The sequence below is a fragment of the Polyangiaceae bacterium genome (assembly GCA_015075635.1).
Classification (GTDB): Bacteria; Myxococcota_A; Polyangia; order Polyangiales; family Polyangiaceae; genus JADJKB01.
This window is the reverse complement of sequence record JABTUA010000002.1, coordinates 1,725,535-1,745,084: the sequence shown is the minus strand read 5'-3', so window position 1 is coordinate 1,745,084 and position 19,550 is coordinate 1,725,535. Positions and strand designations below refer to the sequence as shown.

General features: G+C 70.8%; 17 protein-coding genes. 4 read left to right on the top strand and 13 right to left on the bottom strand.

From position 1 onward, the window contains the following. Positions 1-5 precede the first annotated feature (5 nt). The 5 genes from HS104_24110 to HS104_24090 all read right to left on the bottom strand — a co-directional run bounded on the left by HS104_24110 (position 6) and on the right by HS104_24090 (position 4,659). On the bottom strand, positions 6-779 hold the full coding sequence (locus HS104_24110) for an ABC transporter permease (protein ID MBE7483046.1): 774 nt from the start codon (positions 777-779) through the stop codon (positions 6-8). Next, complete coding sequence (locus tag HS104_24105) at positions 776-1,702, bottom strand: ATP-binding cassette domain-containing protein (protein MBE7483045.1); 927 nt, start codon at positions 1,700-1,702, stop codon at positions 776-778. The genes HS104_24110 and HS104_24105 overlap by 4 nt, the downstream gene beginning before the upstream one ends. Further along, positions 1,699-2,682 (bottom strand): NAD(P)H-quinone oxidoreductase, encoded by a 984-nt coding sequence (locus HS104_24100; GenBank protein MBE7483044.1) that lies wholly within the window; start codon positions 2,680-2,682, stop codon positions 1,699-1,701. Before HS104_24100 ends, HS104_24105 begins: the two co-directional genes overlap by 4 nt. Positions 2,683-2,890: 208 nt before the next feature. Beyond that, positions 2,891-3,850: a hypothetical protein gene (locus HS104_24095; GenBank protein MBE7483043.1), complete on the bottom strand. Its 960-nt coding sequence runs from the start codon at positions 3,848-3,850 to the stop codon at positions 2,891-2,893. Beyond that, entirely contained in the window at positions 3,847-4,659 is an 813-nt protein-coding gene (locus tag HS104_24090; protein MBE7483042.1) for a hypothetical protein, read from the bottom strand. Before HS104_24090 ends, HS104_24095 begins: the two co-directional genes overlap by 4 nt. A gap of 277 nt (positions 4,660-4,936) precedes the next feature. Here HS104_24090 and HS104_24085 point away from each other — a divergent pair, with 277 nt between their 5' ends. After that, positions 4,937-5,443, top strand: a complete 507-nt coding sequence (locus tag HS104_24085) for a hypothetical protein (protein MBE7483041.1) — start codon at positions 4,937-4,939, stop codon at positions 5,441-5,443. Here the strand turns inward: HS104_24085 and HS104_24080 are convergent. Further along, positions 5,433-6,311 carry an ROK family protein gene (locus tag HS104_24080; GenBank protein MBE7483040.1) on the bottom strand — a complete coding sequence of 293 codons (879 nt, stop codon included), beginning with the start codon at positions 6,309-6,311 and terminating at the stop codon, positions 5,433-5,435. The genes HS104_24085 and HS104_24080 overlap by 11 nt on opposite strands. Next, positions 6,308-7,864, bottom strand: coding sequence for a Ppx/GppA family phosphatase (locus HS104_24075; GenBank protein MBE7483039.1), 1,557 nt, complete (start codon positions 7,862-7,864; stop codon positions 6,308-6,310). Before HS104_24075 ends, HS104_24080 begins: the two co-directional genes overlap by 4 nt. Positions 7,865-8,053: 189 nt before the next feature. Here HS104_24075 and HS104_24070 point away from each other — a divergent pair, with 189 nt between their 5' ends. Both HS104_24070 and HS104_24065 read left to right on the top strand, forming a co-directional pair. Further along, positions 8,054-9,589, top strand: a complete 1,536-nt coding sequence (locus HS104_24070) for a protein kinase (protein MBE7483038.1) — start codon at positions 8,054-8,056, stop codon at positions 9,587-9,589. A gap of 56 nt (positions 9,590-9,645) precedes the next feature. Further along, complete coding sequence (locus tag HS104_24065) at positions 9,646-11,094, top strand: protein kinase (GenBank protein ID MBE7483037.1); 1,449 nt, start codon at positions 9,646-9,648, stop codon at positions 11,092-11,094. Position 11,095: 1 nt separating this feature from the next. On the opposite strand, the gene HS104_24060 is transcribed toward HS104_24065, so the two are convergent. From HS104_24060 to HS104_24035, 6 genes are all read right to left on the bottom strand, one after another. Beyond that, positions 11,096-12,322, bottom strand: a complete 1,227-nt coding sequence (locus HS104_24060) for a sigma 54-interacting transcriptional regulator (protein MBE7483036.1) — start codon at positions 12,320-12,322, stop codon at positions 11,096-11,098. Between the two features lie 118 nt (positions 12,323-12,440). Beyond that, a complete protein-coding gene (locus HS104_24055; GenBank protein MBE7483035.1) occupies positions 12,441-14,282 on the bottom strand; it encodes a PD40 domain-containing protein in 1,842 nt (613 codons plus the stop codon). Between the two features lie 85 nt (positions 14,283-14,367). Beyond that, positions 14,368-15,387: a hypothetical protein gene (locus HS104_24050; protein MBE7483034.1), complete on the bottom strand. Its 1,020-nt coding sequence runs from the start codon at positions 15,385-15,387 to the stop codon at positions 14,368-14,370. Between the two features lie 127 nt (positions 15,388-15,514). Then, positions 15,515-16,645 carry an acyl-CoA dehydrogenase family protein gene (locus HS104_24045; GenBank protein ID MBE7483033.1) on the bottom strand — a complete coding sequence of 377 codons (1,131 nt, stop codon included), beginning with the start codon at positions 16,643-16,645 and terminating at the stop codon, positions 15,515-15,517. Between the two features lie 3 nt (positions 16,646-16,648). Beyond that, positions 16,649-17,050: a hypothetical protein gene (locus HS104_24040; protein MBE7483032.1), complete on the bottom strand. Its 402-nt coding sequence runs from the start codon at positions 17,048-17,050 to the stop codon at positions 16,649-16,651. 14 nt (positions 17,051-17,064) lie between these two features. Continuing rightward, positions 17,065-17,961: an alpha/beta hydrolase gene (locus HS104_24035; GenBank protein MBE7483031.1), complete on the bottom strand. Its 897-nt coding sequence runs from the start codon at positions 17,959-17,961 to the stop codon at positions 17,065-17,067. 68 nt (positions 17,962-18,029) lie between these two features. Between HS104_24035 and HS104_24030 the strand changes: the two genes are divergently transcribed. Further along, complete coding sequence (locus tag HS104_24030) at positions 18,030-19,481, top strand: SUMF1/EgtB/PvdO family nonheme iron enzyme (protein ID MBE7483030.1); 1,452 nt, start codon at positions 18,030-18,032, stop codon at positions 19,479-19,481. Positions 19,482-19,550: the final 69 nt, after the last annotated feature.

Genomic DNA, 19,550 nt, shown 5'->3' with positions numbered 1-19,550 from the left:
GGCCCTCAAATCCTCAGCCGCCGTCGCAACAGCCCCGCGGCCAGCGCGTACGCAGCCAGGGCGTACACCCCGAGCACCGCGGCGTGACCGGCAGTGCCGACATCGGGGACTCCGCGCACGAGCGCCCGCGAGATGGCGACGACGTGGGTGAGGGGCAGCACTTGCGCCAGCGCGAGCGCCCAGCGCGGCGCCTGCTCGAGCGGGAAGAACACGCCGCTGAACAGGAACATCGGCGCGACCAGCAGCGTGAAGTAGTAGTTGAAGAACTCGTAGCTCTTCGAGAGCGCCGTCATCGAGAGGGCCATGGCGTAGAACATCGCGCCGGCCACGAACCCGAGCGGGATGGTGCACAGGGCGAGCCAGGAAGGCACCAGGCCGAAGACGGTCACCACGGTCAGGACCACACTCGCGCCGAACATGCTCTTGATGCCGCCCCAGATCACCTCGCCGGCGACGATCTCCGGCACCGTGACCGGTGTCGCCAGGATGGCGTCGAAGGTGCCCTGAGTGGTCAGGCGAGTGTAGGCGCCGAAGGTGCCCTCGAAGGTCGCCGTGTACATCACCGTCGAGACGATCAGGCCGGGCGCCAGGAACTCCGCGTAGCTCTGGCCGTTGATCGGCGGCACCACGCGGCCCAGGCCGTAGCCGAGGGCGACCAGGTAGAGCAGGGGCTCGCCGAAGTTGCCGAGGGCGCTAGCGGCCGCGTAGCGCCGCCAAACGATCAGGTTTCGGGCGGCGACCTGCGAAGCGCCGTGGACGAAGCCGGTGGGTGTCGTCACTCGCCCAGCTCCCGTCCCGTCAGCTTCAGGAACACGTCCTCGAGCGTGGCGTTGCGCAAGAGGTAGCGCGAGCCGGCCTGGCGCGCGCGCTCCATCAAGCGCTCCGACAGCTCGCTCCGCTTGCCCAGGAACACGGCCAAGACGTCGCCGGTGTGCTCGTGCTCGGCGCCGCCCAGGTCCAGCTCCGCGAGGAACGCCCGGGCTTCGTCCGCGGACGCCCCGAGCTCGAACACCTCCTGACCCACGTGGGTCTCGATCAGCGCGCGAGGCGCGCCTTCGGCCAGGATCTTCCCGGAGTCCATGATCACGAGGCGGTCGCAGAGCCGCTCGGCCTCGTCCATGTAGTGGGTGGTCAGCACCATCGTCACGCCGCGGGCGCGCAGCTCGCGCAGCTTCGACCAGATCAGGTGGCGCGCCTGGGGGTCGAGGCCGGTGGTGGGCTCGTCGAGCAGGAGCAGCTCCGGGTCGTTGATCAGCGCGCGGGCGATGACCAGGCGGCGCTTCATGCCGCCGGAGAGCTCCGGGATCGGGGCGTCGCGTTTCTCGCCGAGCGCCACGAAGTCGAGCAGCTCGTCGGCGCGCCGGGCCGTCACAGCCTTCGGCTGGGGGAAGTAGCGGCCGTAGACCAGGAGGTTCTGGTGGGCCAGCAGATCCGGATCGAGGTTGTCGGCCTGGGGACAGACGCCGATGCGCGCGCGGATGAGCTTGCCGTCGCGGCTCGGGTCCATGCCCAGCACCCGGAGCTTGCCCGCGCTCGGCAGGCTCACGGACTGGAGCATCCGCATGGTGCTGGTCTTGCCCGCGCCGTTCGGTCCCAGGAAGCCGAAGCACTCCCCCTTGTCGATGCGGAAGTCGATGCCCGCGACCGCGACGAAGTCCGCGTAGCGCTTCTCGAGCAGAGAGGCTTCGACGACCGCGCTCATGGCGAGAGCGTCAGCACGATCTTCCCCACGTTCGCGTTCTCTTCCATGCGCTCGTGGGCGCGGCGCGCCTCGGAGAGCGGGAGCACGCTGTCCACGACCGGCGCGAGCTTGCCGGTCGCGAAGCGGGGCAGCCAGTTGCGCGCGAAGGCCTGGCTGATGGCGATCTTGTCCGCCACCGGGCGCGAGCGCATCACCAGGCCCAGGATCTGGTAGCGGCGCATCAGGAGCTGCGCCAGGTTCACCTCCGCCATCGGCCCGCCGAGCACGCCGATCACGACGACGCGCCCGCCCACCGCCAGGCAGCTCGCGTGCTTCTCCCAGTACGCGCCGCCCACGAAGTCGAGCACCACGTCGGCGCCGCGGCCGTTCGTGGCGGAGCGCACGGCCTCGGCGAAATCGGCGGTCTTGTAGTTGACCGCGACGTCCGCGCCCAGCGCGCGCACGCGCGCGAGCTTCTCGTCGCTGCCGGCCGTGGCGATCACGCGGGCGCCGTGCTCGTGCGCCAGCTGCACGGCCGCCGAGCCGACGCCGCCGGCCGCCGCGTGCACCAGCACCGTGTCACCCGGCGCGACGCGCCCCAAGGTGAACAGCGCTTCTTGCGCGGTGAGGAACGCCTCGGGGATGGCCGCGGCCTGCTCGAAGGAGAGCCCCTCCGGGATCGGCAGCGCCATCCGCGCCGGAACGACGACGCGCTCCGCGTAGCCGCCGCCGGGCAGGAGCGCCATCACCCGGCTGCCGATCGGCGGACCACTCGCCCCCGGCCCGTGCGCCGCGACCACCCCTGCGCATTCGAGACCGAGGATCTCGCTCTCGCCCTTGGGCGGCGGATACAGGCCGCGGCGCTGCAGGAGATCGGCGCGGTTCAACGCGGTCGCCCGCACGTCGATGGCGATCTGCCCCTCGCCCAGGCGAGGCTCGGGCACCTCTTCGAGCGACAGCACCTCGGGGCCGCCGGGCTCCCGGATCACGATGGCTCTCATGACCGGAGTGGTTAACCCACACGGCCGCCGGCTGCTATGGTCTGTCGAGCCGTGAGGACCGCGCGAATCACCGAGCGGCGCCCGCTCTTCGACCGCTCGGGCGCGCACGTGCGCGCCCGGAAGGACCCTGGCCTTCGCGGTGCTGGACGCCGACGACCCGGATGTTCCTGCGGAGCTCTGCCGCGTCGAGCTCGATGGGTTCTGACGCTCAGGGACGGAGCTCGAGCAATGCGACCATCGTGGTGGGGACGCTGGGGGACGGGTTCGGCCGAAGCTCGCCCGCCTCCCGCGCGAAACACTCGAGCGCGAGGGGATCCTCCAGGCGGCTGCCGACAGTGGACACGTCGAGGATCCGACCGTGGCGGCCGACGAGCGCCGTCAGGCGCACGCTGCCGCTGAGCTTGGGCGCCTCGACGAGCCCCGCCGCATAGCAGTACCGAAGCGCGCTCGAAGCTTCGACCGCGCGCCGGAGCGGCTGGCTCGCGGAGTCCGCCGTCGCTCCGAGCCGGAGTCGCCCCGGGTGTTTCGGTGGCGCCTTGGCCTCGCTCGGACAGCGCCCGTAGCTCACCGTCGTGGTTCGCGGTGTACTGGGGCAGTGTGGCGGAGAGGCCAGGAAGTCGAGGAAGCGCTCGCAGCGATGGATGTCCTCGCCAACGAGGCCACCAGCGCTGCACTCCTCGGAAAAAACATGCTTGGCCATCGCGCCGTCGTAGGGTCGCACCAGCTCGCCGAGTGCGCGACATGAGCCAGGTTCGGCGCTCCTGCACGCGTTGCCGAGCCGCTCTGCGCGCTCTGCGACCTCCCGATCGAAGTGAGCGCAAGACAGCTCCTCGCCATTCGTGCCCGAGATCCACGCCCGCGGGTCGAGCTTGCACCCGCGGGTCGCGAGGCGCTCGAACTCGCCGGCGCGCTGGCCCAGAAACGAGACGGCGGCGCGCAGACACAGCGGAGCTCGCCCGAGCTCGCAGCCTCGGAGCAGCGGCTCGCGGCGCCCTGCTTCAGGGGCGAGGAGAGCGGCGGGCTCACACGCCGAAGCGTCTCCAGCGCGGCAGCACGCGAGCGGCGTGTCGCACCCCGGCATGGCGTCGGCGGTCGTGGTCGTGCTCCCCGGGCCATTGCAGCCTGCGATGAGGAACGCGGCGAAAGCCAAGCGACCGAAGGAGATCATTGCTCCGCTCTCGGACGGTAGATGCCCCCGAGGTCGTGGTCATACGGGCCGGCCTTCTCGGACGCGAAGGCGTGCCACTGCCCTCTCGAGTCCTTCTCGAGGCTCGCCCAGCGCTGAGTCACTTCGTCGAAGGCCCAGACCCGACGCTCTACCCCTCCGCGATCGGCACGACCCCCGGCACCCCAGGAAGAGTCGACCTCGAGAAGATGAAAGCGCGATGCACCTGTTCCAAGCGCTCGGGCCAGTCGGTCGTGCATCTCCGTACCACGAGGGACTTCGTGACGGGCGTAGACGATGACCTTGTGGCCCGTACCGTCGCTTCCGTTGGTCAGCAGGATCACATCTCCCGGACGGGCGCTCCGCGGATGCACGCGCTGGAAGACCGACCCAGACGGTGACTGGAGCCCAGAGGTCAAGGCGTCGCCGAGACCAAACCGGGAGGCGCCGCCGCGGACCGCCAGGAAGGCGTGGTGTACGTACCCCGAGCAGTCCATCCCAATCCCGTGATCCCACATCAGCTGCCGGATGCCAGCTTCGGTCGTCGGGTAGCGCCCACCCACCGGAGAGTCGATGATTGCCTGGGTCACTCGACGCACCTGGTCGGGAGTACCTTTCCCCGCCGTGACATACCCGACGTCGGCGGCGATCCGACGGTAGGCGTCGGGCCCGAGCGCTTTTCGGATACGCGCGACGGACTCGGTCGCCGTGCCCTGATTCATGCCTCCCACCATGCGGAAGGCCGGAGCCACCTGGATGTCTCGTCCGCCGACGCGATAGGGCCCTCCGGTGTGCGCCATGAAGTCGTTCATGCGGGCCTGAACACGCGCGGCGTCGAGCGGAGCTGCTGACAGGCTGCTCGCCCTGGCGACCAAGCTTCGTGCAGCGGGAGTCAGCGGCGGGGCTTGGGCTGGTCGCGCTCCGGAGCGGGCGGCTTGCTCGCGGGTAGCGGAATGTTCGACCGGGATCGAGGGACGTCGGTGCGCGACGGGTGCAGTCATGGCGACCCATCGGGGACGGTTCGGCTCCGGTTGCGCGCTATCTCGGGCCCGGTTCCCCGCCGGCCCCGCCGGTGGCAGGCTCCAAGGCATGCGGCGCTGGGCTCATTTCGTGGTGCTGGTGGTCGCGGCGTTTGCGCTGCTCGCGACCTCGCAGGCGCGCTGGAGCGTGAACCACAAGCAGGGCGGGGTGCTCGACCTGCCCGCCGGGCAGCAGTCGGCGCGCTTCTCCCTCACGGCGGACTCGAGTCACGCGCTCAGCCTCCAGCTGCGCCTCCACCCGAGCTTCGTGCGTCCCGGGGACTCCGGCGCGACCGTCCGCGCCCGCGTCGTCGCGCGCGGGCTCAAGTTCGTTCCGAAGGAGGCCCGCATGAGCGACTCCGCCGACGCCGGCACGTTCGAGGAGGGCATCGTCACCTTCCGGGAGGTGGTGATCACCCAACCTTCGCACGCCGAATTCGACGTCGTCGTCGAGCGGGTGAGCGGCGAGCAGGCGCTGAGCATCGCCTGGGAGGCGGAGGCTGAGACCGGCGAGCGCGGTGACTCGACGGTGCCGAAGAGCGCGTTCGTGCGCGTGGTGGAGACTCCTAGCCCGTGAGGTGCGCCGCGCCGAGCACCCCCGCGCCGTCGCCGAGCTCGCTGACGAGCAGCGGCACCTCCGCGGTAGGCGGACCGAACACCGACTCGCGGAGCGTGTCGCGCAGGGTCGGCTCGATCAGCTCGAACGACGCGCTGACGCCGCCGCCGAACACCAGCGCGTCGAGATCGAGCAGCTTCTGAGCTTGGGCCAGGCCGCGACCGAGCGCGCGTCCCATGCCCGCGAACACCTCCAGCGCGGCGGCGTCGCCTGCTCGCGCGTGTGCGGCGATCTCCGCGGGCGCCTCGGCTTCGCCGCCGAGCTCGGCGTAACGTGACAGGAGGCCCCGGGTGCCGGCATAGACCTCCATGCAGCCTCGCTGGCCGCACACGCAGCGGCCGGCATTGGCGGAGCTGTCTACGGTGAGGTGGCCGATCTCGGCGGCGAAGCCGTGGGCGCCGCGCCGGAGCGCGCCCCCGATCACCAGGCCCCCGCCCACGCCAGTGCCCAGCGTCGCGACGAGGAAGCTCCGGTAGACGCGACCGTGGCCGAACAGGAGCTCGCCGAGCGCGGCAGAGGTCGAGTCGTTCTCTACCGCCACGCGGGTGCCGAGGCGCGCTTCGAGCTCGGCGCGGACGTTCACGCCCTCGAAGCCCGGAACGTTGGGCAGGCGGTAACAACGGCCCGTCGCGTCCACCTCGCCCGGGATCGCCACCCCGACGTGGCTCGGCGCTTGGCCGAGGCGGCCGACCAGCTCGGAGATCTGATCGAGGATCTCCCCAGGCGCTCCGCCGGCTCTGGTCTTCACCATCTCGGAGGCGACGATGCGGCCGGCCTCGACACGCCCGGCCTTGATGCGGGTTCCGCCGAAGTCGACGCCGACCCTCACGCGCTCGCGACCTTCGCGCCGGTCGTGACGTGAAGCTCGATGGGCTTGCCGAGCTCGCGCTCGAGCAGCTTGCCCTTGCGGCGCGCGCCCCACACCTCGAGCTCCGCGTCGCCCTGGGCCAAGACGTTGAAGTGGAGCACGCCCTCGCGCTCCTCGATCTCGACCCCGGAGACGAACTGGTGGTGGCTGCGATCGAGGCCGTCCGCCAGGCGCAGGATGCCGGAGAGCACCCGCACGGCGCGACGCCAGCGGGTGGTGAGCGCGGCGAAGTCCGGATCGCGGCGCTTGGGGCGAGCCTTTCGGTGGTAGCGGGCCAGCATGGCGATGAGCGTGCGCTCTTCGTCCGAGAAGCCACGCAGCTCGCCGTATTTTATGATGTACGCGGCGTGGTGCTCGTGACGCTCGTAGCCGATGTGCTGCCCCACGTCGTGGAGGACGGCCGCGTATTCGAGCAGGCGCCGCTCGTCGTCGCCCAGGCGGTGCAGGTGCCGGGTCTGATCGAAGATGGCCAGGGCCAAGCCGCCCACGTGCTCCGGGTGCGGGCCGGACTGCCCGCAGCGGCGGGCGAGCTCCATGACGCTGTGGCTTCGGATGTCCTTGACCACCTCGAATTGGCGGATGCTGTCCGCGCGGCTCTCCAGGTAGTCGAGCACCAGGCCCTCGCGCAGCGCCGCCTCGCACAGCGTGATGCGGTCCTGCTTGGCCAGCTCGAGCAGCGTGCAGAGTAGCACCGCGCCGACGTGGATGGAGTCCGCGCGCGCGACGTCGATGCCGCCGATCAGGGCGCGCTCCGCCGGGCTCACGGCGAGCAGGCGCTCCGCCAGTGACTTCAGCTCGTCCAGGCGCACGACCTGGCCGGTGCTGTTGGTCCAGGCCTCACCGCCCTTCAGGCGGTGCGCCGCCTGGCCCAGCGCCAGGATGGTGCCGCTGGTGCCGATGCAGAGCTCGAACTTCGCGGCCCGGGCCTCGAGGAGCGCCGGCTCCGCGAGCGCGCGCACGTGATCTTCGAGCTCCTTCCGCTCGCGCTTGCCTAGCGGCGCGCCGCCGCCGAACTCCGCGCGCAGGCGCTGCACGCCCAGCTTCAGGCTGCGACCGAGCCACATCGAACGCGCGTCGCCGACGATGGTCTCCACGCTGCCGCCGCCGATGTCGAAGACGAGCGCGCTGCGGGCGGAGAGGTCGATGGCGTTGCGAACCGAGAGGTAGATGTAGCGGGCCTCCTCGGCGCCGGTGATGACCTGCGGCACGATGCCGGTGTGCTCGGCGATGGCGTAGAGGAACTCGCCGCCGTTGTCCGCCTCGCGTACCGCGGACGTGGCGACCGCGCGCACGTCGCTGACGCCGTGTCGGAGCGCCAGCTTGTGGAACTTCATGATGGCGCCGAGCCCTGCGGCGACGGCTTCGTCGGTGAGCCGGCCGTGGTCGAACACGCTCTTGCCCAAGAACACCATCTCCTTCTCGCGATCGAGGATCTCGAAGGTGTGGTTGTCGCGCGTGCCGGCCACGATCATGTGGACGGAGTTGCTCCCGATGTCGATCGCAGCGAGCTTCATGCTGTGCCTCGGCGCCCGAACGGCGTGGACGAGTGAGAGGTGCCCCTGGGTGTGCATGGCGCGCGGCGGAATGTGCCCCCGCTCGGTGACAGGTACGTGACGCAAAGGCAGTACTACGTTTGCGTTCAGGTGAAAACGGGGGACCCCGGGGCGGCGGGCGACCGAGCGGTTCGTGTATCCTGCCCCGGCATGCGCGACTGGGGCAGAGATGCCCGGGCGCCCGAGCAAATTCCCGAGGTTTTAGGGCGCTACGAAATCCTCCTGCCCATCGCCAGCGGCGGTGTGGCGACGGTGTACCTCGCCTCCTCCACCGGGGCCGTCGGCTTCGAGCGGGACGTCGCCATCAAGCTGACCCACCGGCACCTCCGGGACAGCCCCGAGTTCTTCACCCAGCTGGTGGACGAGGCCCGTCTCGCCGGGAGGATCCACCACCCGAACGTGGTCAGCGTCCACGACGTCGGCTTCGCGGACAAGAGCGTCTTCATCGTCATGGACTACGTCGAGGGCGAGTCGCTCGCGGCGATCCAGCAGCTGCTCAAGCACCAGGACGCGCGCATGCCGCTCGGCGTCGCGTTGAAGATCCTGGACGACTTCCTGGCGGGCTTGCACGCGGCGCACGAGCTCCGCGGTGACGATGGCGCGTTGCTCGAGGTGGTGCACCGCGACGTCACGCCGCACAACATCCTGGTGGGGGTGGACGGCGTCTCGCGCATCACCGACTTCGGCGTCGCCAAGGCGGCGTCGCGCCTGACCTTGACCCTGCCGGGCTTCGTGAAGGGCAAGATCGCCTACATGTCGCCGGAGCAAGCCCAGGGCAAGGGCATCGGACGCACCGTGGACGTGTGGGCGGCGGGGGTCGTGGCCTGGGAGCTGTTCAGCGGGACGCGGCTCCACGACGGCACCAACGATCCGGTACTGATGCTGAAGATCGCGCGCGAGCCGCCGATGCGCCTGCGCCACGTGCGGCCCGACGTGCCCCGGGAGCTCGACGGCGTGCTCGCGAGCGCCTTGGCCATGGACCCGCGCTCGCGCCTGCCCACCGCCGAGGCGCTGGCCGAGGCGCTGCGCGGGGCTGCCGAGCGGGCCGGTATCGCCCGCGCCGATGCGCGCGAGGTCAAGGCGTTCCTGCTCGGGCTCGCGGGGCCGGAGCTCGAGGCGCGGCGCGAGAAGATCGCCAAGATCCGCGCGCTCCGCAAGAGCTGGGTGGATCTCGGCGCCCGCGCCGCGGCGGAGACGAACACCGACTCGGAGTCCACGCGGGCCGCGACGGAGATCGTGCCGAGCGTGCCGCTCTCGGACCGCCTGGAGCCGACGGTCGTTCGCGGGCCGGTGCGCCCGCTGCCCGAGGCGCGCCGCTTCGCCAGGATGAGCGCGCTGCTCTCCGTCCTCCTGACTACGCCCCTCCTGTCGCGGGCCTGGGTGGTGCTCTCCGTCATCCCCGCGATTTCCCTCGCCTTGGCGTGGGTCGTCGCTGGCGCCGGCGGGCCGGAGCGGACGAGCGGCGTGCCCGCTGCGCTTGCGACCAGCGTGGCGCCGCCCCCCACGGCATCGAGCGCGCCGCTCCCCGCGCCGACGGAGCGCGTGCTCACACCAGCGGATCTCGCCGTGGCGACGGACGCCGAGAGCGACGCAGGCCCGCTGCTCCCCCCCGACGGCGTGATCACGCCCTCGGAGCTCGGCGTGGAGCCGGAGTCGCCAGCGGGTGGAAGTCGGAGGCGGCGCTGACGCTCGAGACGCCGTATCTCGCGGCGGTCTCCGCCGGCCTCGAGCGCCTGGACCGCGTGCTGACGCGGGTCTGGCAGATCCTGGCCGTGCTCGGCGTGCTCACCGGGCTCGCCTACGCAGCGTTCATCTCGCGCTCGCTCGGCTTTGCCTGTGCCGTCGGCTCGTCCTTGTTCCTGATCTGGTTCGTGATCGCTGGGCACCTGGTCGATCGTGGCGAGGCGCCCAGGGCGCTGTCCAGCGTCAACGCCGTCGTCGAGGCGCTCATCCCCTGGGCGTTTCTGGTCGCCGTCACCGCCAGCAAGGGCGCGGAGTACGCCCTTGGGTCCTGGGTCCCGCCCTTCCTGTTCTGTAGCGGCATCGTGTCGCAGGTGGCTCGGCTCAGGCTCTGGGGGCCGGCGATCTTGGGCCTGTCGGGCGCGCTCGCGTACCCGGTCACCTACTGGCTCTTCGTCGTCGAGCGCTTGCCGCCGAGCGCGCGCGACTTCTTGCTCAACCAGCCTGCCACCCAGCACGTGCGCTCGGTGACGCTGGCCGTGTCCGGGCTCATCGGCACGCTCCTGGTCCTGGGGCTGCACGCGGTAATCGTCGGCGCCGAAGGAGCAGCGAGGGAGCGCGAGCTGGGCGGAAAGTTTCGCATCGTGCGCGAGCACTCGGTCGGAGCGACGGGCGTCGTCTACGAGGGCGAGTACTGCCCCGAAGGGGGCTTCGCGCGGAGGGTCGCCATCCGGCGCTTTCATCCGCATGTGGCCGAGCACGCGGACCTGATGGACGGTTTCAAGCAGGCGGCCGACATCGGTGCGCGGCTCGTTCACCCGAACATCGTGCAGGTCGAGGACTTCATGCGCGCGGACGGCGCGTACTTCTTGGTGCTCGAGTGGGTGGAGGGTGCGTCGCTCGACGCTCTCACGCGCACCGCGCGGGCCACCGGGCAGGGGCTGGCGCCGGAGGTCGTGGCGTACGTGGGGCTCGAGCTCTTGGCGGGGCTCGCCCACGCCCACGCCGGAGCGCTCGGCGAAGACGGCCGTCCGCTCGGCGAGCTGCACCGCGATCTCTGCCCAGATTGCCTGCTGGTCTCCGGCGCCGGCGAGGTGAAGATCGGCGGGTTCGCCGTGGCCCGCACGCTGCGTGACTTCAACCGGGTGAGCGAAGGGCACATCGGCTACATGCCCCCGGAGCGCGCGAGCGGGGTGGTGGACGTGCGCGGGGATCTCTACTCCGCCGGGGCCATCCTCTGGGAGCTGCTCCTGGGCCGGCGGCGCGCTCCCGGCGAGAGCTCGAGGCCGAGCGAGCTGCGGGGAGATCTGCCGCCCACCTGGGACGCCTTCTTCGCGCGGGCGCTCTCCGACGTGCCGGAGGCTCGCGCCGAGAGCGCGATGGAGCTGATGTCGCTCTTGGCCGCCGTGCCGCGGCGAGACGCGAGCGCGACCCGCGCCGAGCTCGCCGCGCTCGTCGGCCACGTGCGCGCCAGCCAGGCGGCGCGCACCGGTGCCTACAATCCGCTTTGATTCAGCGTTGCCTGTAGGGGCGCGGATCGATGTTCAACCGGCGCAGCGCCTCGTAGAGCGCGGAGCGGCCCATGCCGAGCAGCGAGGCGGCCTCTGCGACGTCGCCGGAGGCTTGCGTGAGCGCGTCCGCGATGCGGCGCTGCTCTTGCTCCGTGCGGCCCGGCGGCGCGCTCTTCGAGGACGCCCTCACCAGGAGAGGAAGCACGTCCTCCTCCGCGATCTCGCTCCGTCCGCGACGCCGCGCGACCTCGGCGGCGGCGGCCATCACGTTGCGCAGCTCGCGTACGTTGCCGGGCCAGGGGTGCAGCGCCAGGAGCTCGAGCGCTACCGTCGCGACCTCCGCGCCGGCTCCCGCCGCAAAGCTCCTCGCCAGGACCGGCACGTCCTCGCGCCGCTCGCGCAGCGGCGGGAGCCGCACGCGGAGCCCGGCCAAGCGGTGCAGCAGATCGCCTCGGAAGCTGCCGGAGTCGATCAGCTGATCCACGTCGCGGTTGGTCGCGGCCACCACCCGGGTGTCCACCGTCAACGACTGGTCGTCCCCCACCGGGCGCACCTCGCCAGTCTCCAGCGTGCGCAGGAGCTTCGCCTGGACCGGAGCGGGCATCTCGCCGATTTCGTCGAGGAACAGCGTGCCGCCACTGGCAGTGCGGAACAGGCCCGTGCGCTCCCGCGTCGCGCCGGAGAACGCGCCACGGGCATGTCCGAACAGCTCCGCGTCCACCAGCTCCGAGGGCACGGCGGCGCAGTTCAGCGCCACGAAGGGGCCCGTGCGCCCGCTGTAGTGGTGCACCAGCCCGGCGATCACCTCCTTGCCGGTGCCCGTCTCGCCCAGCACCAGCACCGGGCTCCGGGTCGGCGCGATGGTCAGGACCGAGTCCCGCGCTTCGTCGAGGGAGGCGCCGCCGATCAAGCCGGGCAGCTCCGCCGGACGCGGTCGCCCGTAGGGCGCGACGTCCGCGACCACGAACAGCGTGCGGCCGACCCGTACCACCGCGCCGGGTCCCACCAGCGCGCCCGACTTGCCGACCTGCGCGCCGTCCACCCAGGTGCCGTTGCGGCTGCCGAGGTCGCTCACCAAGACTGCCTCGCCCCGCCGCTCGAAGCGCGCGTGCAGGCGCGACGCGCCCGGATCTTCCAGCACGAGATCCGCGGCGTCGCCGCGGCCCGTCGTGACCGGGCGGGGCAGATCCACCACGCCGGGCGGCGCCCCGCCTCGCGCCGGCGTCATCACCAGGCCGAGCGCGGGCGGCAGGCCCGTGCCCGCGACCGACGGGCGGACGTGCTCGGTGACGGTGCGTTCGGACACGGGCGGGCATCTTAGCCGAAGCGCCCGGCAGATGCAGGGCTCACTTCGGCACGGCGCAGGCCGGGTCGTCGCCGTCGATCAGGCCGTCGCCGTCGTCGTCCTTGCCGTTGCCGCAGATCTCCTCGTTGCAGTCGTCCACGACGCAGTCGCAGTCGTCGTCCTTGCCGTTGCCGCAGATCTCGGTCGGCTCGCACTTCGCCACGCAGTCCGTCTCGTCGGCGGTGCCGTCGCAGTCGTTGTCGAGCCCGTCGCCGCAGATGTCCACGCACAGGCACTGCTTGTCCGTGTCGGTGTGGGTCCAGAAGGCGCGGTGGTTCCCCTCGTCCACGCTCTGGAACGGCGCCCAGAACCCGGAGTAGCCCGGATCGGTCGCGGTCGGGTCGATGGCGGCGATCCAGATCTGGTCCTCCTTGTCGTCCTTCGGGCGCACCACCGAGTAGGGGCGGAGACTGGAGAAGGCGAGCCAGAAGATCCCCGGCTTCGTCGAGGGTGCCCAGGTCGGCATCGAGTTGCCGATCGCCGTCACGCCGTCGGCGTTGTTCACGCGCTGATTGAGGCGGGTCAACGTGACGGGCGTTCCGCCCGCGGCCGGGACCAGCTTGAGCACGGCGCTGACGGCGTCCTTGCTCTTGGCCTGCGCGTTCACGTAGGCGATCCACTTGCTGTCCGGGCTCCAGACCGGGAAGAAGTTGTTGTCCGGCGCGGCACCCGCGGCGACGATCACGTTGGGCGTGCCCCAGGCGCCGCCGTTGTACGGCAGGATCGCGATGGAGGAGCCCTCGATGTCCTTGTTGCCGCCCTTGGTGCCGAGCGCGATGGCGACGCTGTCGCCGAGCGCGTTCCAGTCCGGGTGCGTCGCGAGCTTGCCGGCGGGGATGGGCACCGCGCCGGCGTTCGGGCCGACGGGATCCCCGGTGTCCGCGTCGATCAGCGTCAGCTTGCCCCCGCTGGCCACGAGCAACAGCTTCCCGTCCGGCGAGAACGTGGTCCAAGCCGAGGCGCGCTCCGCTTGACCCGCGGTGGGCACCACGGTGGTCCGATCCTTCACCCACGCCTCGCGCAACTTCTCACCGCCGTAGCCCACCGCCAGGCGCTTGCCGTCTCGAGACAAGGTGTGGCACGCGACGCAGGTGTCTTTGTCCGCGGCCTGCGGGTCGGTGTAGAACTTCACCGGGATGGGGTCGGAGATCAGCGCCTTCATCACGCCTGCCGTGCCGGTGGACCAGTAGTAGATGGCCCCCTCCACCTCCGAGTCGCTGAAGTAGAGCGTGATGGGCTTCGACACCCACTGCTCGGTCGGGGTCGCGCTGGCGACACCGGAGACCGTCAGCTCCACGGCGTAGCCGCGGTTGCTCTCCGCGATCCAGTCCCAAGCCGCCTCGTCGGGCTGCCAGGTCGGGCTCTTGGTGTAGACCTTCACCGTGGTCTTCGGGCCCTTGAAGGTCAGCATGAAGAGGTCGTTGCCGGTACCGCCGGACCAGTCGTGGCGGATGTGCGAGACGTTCACCGGGAACATCGTCTCGTGGCTCGGGTAGATGACCGCCGGCTCCTTGTTGGGATCCGTGCCCGGGTTCTTGGGCGTGGCGCCCTTGAAGGTGTTGCTCGCGTCGCCCGGCGCCGTCGGATCGGAGAACTCTTTCTCGCCGGTGTAGTTCGCGCACGGCTTGCCGCCGCACATGTCCCCGGAGCCCCCGCCGCTTCCGCCGCTGCCGCCGGCCGCACTGCTGCCGCCGGCGCCGGCGCTGCCGCCGGCTCCGCCGGTCGTGCCCGCGTCAGCGCCGGAGCCGCCGGTCCCTGCCTTCTCGTCGCCGTCCGAGCCGCCGCACGACGCGCCGAGCAGACCGGCGCAGACCAACACGACTCCAAGAACGACTCCGCGCATGAGGGCCTCCCAACGCTCGAGATTAACCGAAGATCGCTGGCGCAGGCAGGCCTACACCTGCCGACACGCGACGAGCCGCCCGGAATCAGCGTTCGCGGCGGCGCGAGCGGGCGAGGCACGCGGCGAGAGCGAGAGCCAGCAAGCTGGCCGAGCTCGAGCGCTTTCCACCGACGGCGCAGCCGGAGCTCTCGGCGGAGCCGTCACCCGTGTTGGTCGGGCTCGTCTCCCATGGCGGCGCCTCTTCGGCACCATCGGTCTTGCCCGCGCAGTAGAGCTTCAGCAGGTTGCACCACTCGACGGGCGCGCTGGTGTCCACCACCGGCGCCGGCGCGGCGAGATCGAGGGCGCTCTCGTCGCCGGCGCACACGTCCACCGTGGGGGCGCTCGGGTCGATGGTGAGAGAGCTCCCGAGCTGATCGCGCAGCGCCCCGACCACCAGCGAGTTGTTCCAGCGCCGGTCCACGCCGTCCCAGCTGGCCCCGCTTTTCAAGAAGTCGCACACCCCGCCCCGCTTCGGCCAGAACTGCGCGGGCTGGCTCGTCGAGCCCGGCTCCTGGGGCGGCGGCGGGGTCGGGACCTTCACCTGCTTCGCGAAGGTCTCGAACGCGAGGGCCGTCTCCTTCTCGGCACACGCCACGGCCTCGGGCTGCACGTCCGGGCTCGACTTCGTGTCGGTGCAGGTGTCGGAGACCGAGAACCAGGCGTGCTGCTCGTTCGGCATGCCGGAGTGCGCGCAGTTGTCCTGGAGCGTGTGCAGCACGCGCCCGAGGGCGACGGCGAGCGCGGGGTCGTAGTCGGCGCCGGCGTCGGAGATGGCGCGCACCTCCTGGGCCAGCGCCCGCACGCGGCCGAGGGCCTTGTTCGCGGCTTGACACTTCGTCTCGCCCGCCTCGGGCTGGGCGTGCGCGGAGAGGTCGTCCCACTCGTAGTGGTCCACGTTGTAGGCGGCGGCGCCGACCTCCGCGCAGAACTCGCTGGGCAGCTTCTGCTTCCAGCAGGCGGTGGTGCTGAGGTCGCGGTGCGTGCCCTGCGAGAGCGCGTAGGCCGACGTCGGAACGAGCGAGACGGCGGCCAAGGCCACCGTGTGTCGAAGGAAGGAGCTCACGAGGCGCGGCAGCTTAGCGCATCACGCGCAGCGGACCAACGCCGCGCGAGAGCGCACGTGGGCCCTGGCCTCGGACTTCGGCCGTGGTCGCTCGCGCCCTGCGTCTCGCCCAGCCTGTCGAGACCGGTCAGAGCCCCAGCCCCTTCGCGATGATCTCGTTCATGATCTCGCTGGTGCCGCCGCCGATGGGCAAGAGGCGCGCGTCGCGGCTCAGGCGCTCGACCCGCGTCTCGCGCATGAAGCCCATGCCACCCAGGATCTGCACGGCCTCGTAGCAGACGCGTTGGGCGACGTCGGCGGAGAAGTTCTTGGCCATGCTGACCTCTTTGACCAGGTACTCGCCGTCCCTTACGCGCAGCGCGCAGCTGTAGTTCAGGGTCCGCGCCGCTTCGACCTCGGTCGCCATGCGCGCGAGCTTGTGCCGCGTGACCTGGAAGCCGACCAGCGGGCGGCCGAAGGCCTGGCGCTCCTTGGCGTAGGCCAGGGCGTCTTCCAAGGCGATGGCGGCGGTGGCGTGGCCGTAGAAGGCCAGGGCCAGGCGCTCGTGCTGGAAGTTGCGCATCAGCGCCTGGAAGCCCGAGCCTTCCTCGCCGATGCGGTTCTCCTCGGGTACCCGCACGTCGTCGAAGGACAGCTCCGCCGTGTCGCTGGCGCGCCAGCCGGTCTTCTTCAGGGCGCGCGAGACCGTGAAGCCGGGCATGCCCTTCTCGACCACGAAGAAGGTGAGCCCGCCGTGTTTGTCGGGGCCGGTGCGGGCCAAGACACTCACGTAGTCGGCGCGCACGCCGCTGGTGATGAACAGCTTGGCGCCGTTCAAGACGTAGTCCTTGCCGTCGCGCACGGCGCGGGTGGAGATGCCGGCCACGTCGCTGCCGGTGCCGGGCTCGGTGATGGCCAGGGCCGCGATCTTTTCCCCGGCGAGCACCGGCGGGCAGAACCGCTGCTTCTGCTCCTCCGTGCCGAGCACCAGGATCGGCGGCAGCGCGATGCCCAGGCTGCCGAGCCCGGCGACGATGCCGCTCGAACCGCCGGTGAGCAGGGACTCCAGGCCGATCAGCCCGTGCAGCATGTCGCCGCCGCCGCCGCCGTACTCCGCCGGGTAGGCCGCGCCGAGCACGCCGGCCTCCGCCGCCTCGCGGTAGAGCTCCCGCGGGAACAGCTCCGCCTCCTCCCAATCGGCGACGAAGGGCGCGATCTTCTCCTTCGCGAAGCGCAGGCAGGTCTGGCGGTAGAGCTCGTAGTGTTCTTCGAGCTTCATGGCTCAGTGGCAGTTCTCGAAGGTCATCGAGGCCACGACCGTGTTGCCGCCCCCCGTGCAGTTCGCGCTCACGGTGCCCTTGATGTTCTTGACCCCGTTCACTTCGCTGTTCTGCATTTCCATCGTCATGTTGCCGCAGCCTTCGCCCAGCATGTCGGTGTAGCTGGCGCCGGCGGGGAAGAAGTAGACCTGCACTTTGCCGTTCGGCTGCTGGAGGAAGCGCACGCGGCGCCCGCCGCCGTCGAGGAAATCGACGCCGCTGAACTGAGGCATGTTGGCCTGGCCCGAGCGGCAGGTGTCGACCTCGAAGGGCGCGCCGTTCACGGTGATGGTCCCGCTCGACTTGCTCTTGCACGCGAGCAAGGCCCCGACCAACAGCATCCCAACCACGATGGAAGACCGCATGTCCACGGGAAGTATCACCCTCGCGAGCGAGCCGCAACGCCGGGCGCTGGGTCGCCGAGCGCTTCGGCGAGGAGCGCGTCGACCTGCTCGGGCACTTCTTGATGCGCGAAGTGTCCGGCACCGCGCAGGATGTGCAGCGAGAGCTCTGGAGCGAGGCGACGGTGCGCCTCCGCCAGCTCGAGCACGAAGCAAGCGTCGTGCTCGCCCCAGAGCAGCGTCACAGGAACGTCGATGCGCGGCAGCTCGTGGCGTTCGCCGCGCCAGAGCGCGCGCGCCGCGCCGCGGAGCGCGCTCCGGTAGTAGGCGAGCGGCGGCCCGAGGGAAGAGATGCGTCCGACCGCTGCCCGCGAGGCGTTCACCACTTCGCGCGGCGCACGCTCGGCGCCGGGGGTGCCGCGGAACATCCCCGCCAGGTTCTTGGCGCCGCGGGACGAGAGCCAGAGCTCGGGGACCAGCGGCAGCTGGAAGAAGAACATGTACCAGCTCTTCGCGAGCTGCCGCGGGTTCGAGCGAAGCGCGCGCTCCATCAAGATCGGGTGGGCGCAGTCGATGACGACCACCCGCTCGAGCAGGTCCGGGTGTCGCGACGCGACCAGCCAGGTGATGGCGCCGCCCCAGTCGTGGCCGACGAGGCGCACCCGTCCGTTGCTCACGTGGCGGCACAACGCGACCACGTCGGCGACCAGCGTGTCGAGGTCGTACCCGCCGGCCGGGCGCGCGCTCTCGCCGTAGCCGCGGAGGTCCGGAGCGATCACCCGGTAGCCGCGCGCGACCAAGAAGGGGAGCTGGAGGTCCCACGAACGGTGCGTCTCCGGGAAGCCGTGCAGCAGGATGACGGGCGGTCCCGAGCCGGCCTCCACCCAGTGGAGCCGGACGCCGTTCACTCGGGCGTAGTGGTGCGTGAGTTCCACGTGGCCTCCGAGGGTATCGCTTACCATCGCGCGCTGGGGTAGTCTGGAAAGACTAGGGAGTGCTTCACATGGCCAACTTGCGCGTGCTGGTTCGGAGCCTTTCGGCCCTCGGAGTCGTCTCGTATCTGGCGGTGTCCTGCGGCGGAGACGACCGGCCCGGGAACATCCCCCACGGAACCGGCGCTACGGGCGGAGGGGACGCCTCGAGCGGCGGCGGCAGCGGCGGCAGCGGCGGCAGCGGCGGCAGCGGCGGAACGACAGGGGGCGCTGGCGGAACCGGCGGCACGACCGGAGGGACCGGCGGGACCAGCGACGCCGGCACCGACCAGAGCGTGGACTCCCCGACAGATGTGGGCAGCGACTCTCCCGGCGACGCTGGCGACGGCGAGGCGAGCCTGCCCCCGCATTGTTCGAACACCCAGAAGGACGCGGACGAGACCGACGTGGATTGTGGCGGCAAGGACTGCGCCGGGTGCGACACGGGTAAGGTCTGCGCGGTCGCCACGGACTGCGCCAGCAAGAAGTGCAACAGCACGAACAAGATCTGCGACCCGCCGCTGTGCACGGACGGCATCAAGAACGGAGCGGAGTCCGACACCGACTGCGGTGGCGCCAACTGCCCGCTCTGCGCGGACACCAAGACGTGCAACTCGGGGACGGACTGCGCGAGCGGCGTCTGCGCGGGCGCACCGAAGACCTGTCAGGTTCCAAACTGCTCTGACAACGTGAAGAACGGGAACGAGGGAGACAAGGACTGCGGCGGCACGTGCCCGTCGAAGTGCAGCCTGGGTCAGTCGTGCAAGGCAGCGGCCGACTGCGGCAGCAACGTGTGCACCACGAGTCAGTGCAAGTGTCCGGCGGGAATGGCGCTGGTCGCTGCTACCGGAGGAGGTTCCTACTGCATCGACCAGCTGGAGGTATCCTACGAGCAGTACGAGACCTTCTGGCAGGCGGGGCCGACCTTCAACTTGCCGGCTTGCAGCTGGAACACGAGCTACACGCCGACCAGCAACTGGCCCGCGTCCAGCTTCAACAAGAAGAAGCCGGTTCGCAACGTGGATTGGTGTGACGCCTGGGCGTACTGCCAGTGGGCCGGCAAGCGACTCTGCGGGAAGCAGAACGGCGGGGCAGTTGCTTACGGTGATTTCGCGAGCGCTGCGCAAAGTCAGTGGATGAACGCCTGCACGGCTGGCGTGAACACCTATCCGTACGGGAGCGCCTTCGTCGCGGGGAACTGCGTGGGTCAAGGCTATGCCTTCCCCGACGCCGGAGTCGGACCTCAAGACGTGAACCGAAGTGCCAACAACTGCCTGGGCGCGGCGCCCGGCCTCTACGACATGAGCGGCAACGTCGCCGAGTGGGAAGACTCCTGCAACGGGACCACCGGGACTGGCGACGACTGCCGCGTGCGCGGCGGCTCCTACCCCGACGGCAGCGCGGCACTGGAGTGCAAGGCCGACCGCTCGCTCAAGCGCGACGCCAAGCTCGACGACGTCGGCTTCCGCTGCTGCTTCCCCTGACGGTTGCCCGCACAGAGCATCGGAAAGCTCGCCCTGGCGCGGCGCGCGCGTATCAACACCGAAGGTTTC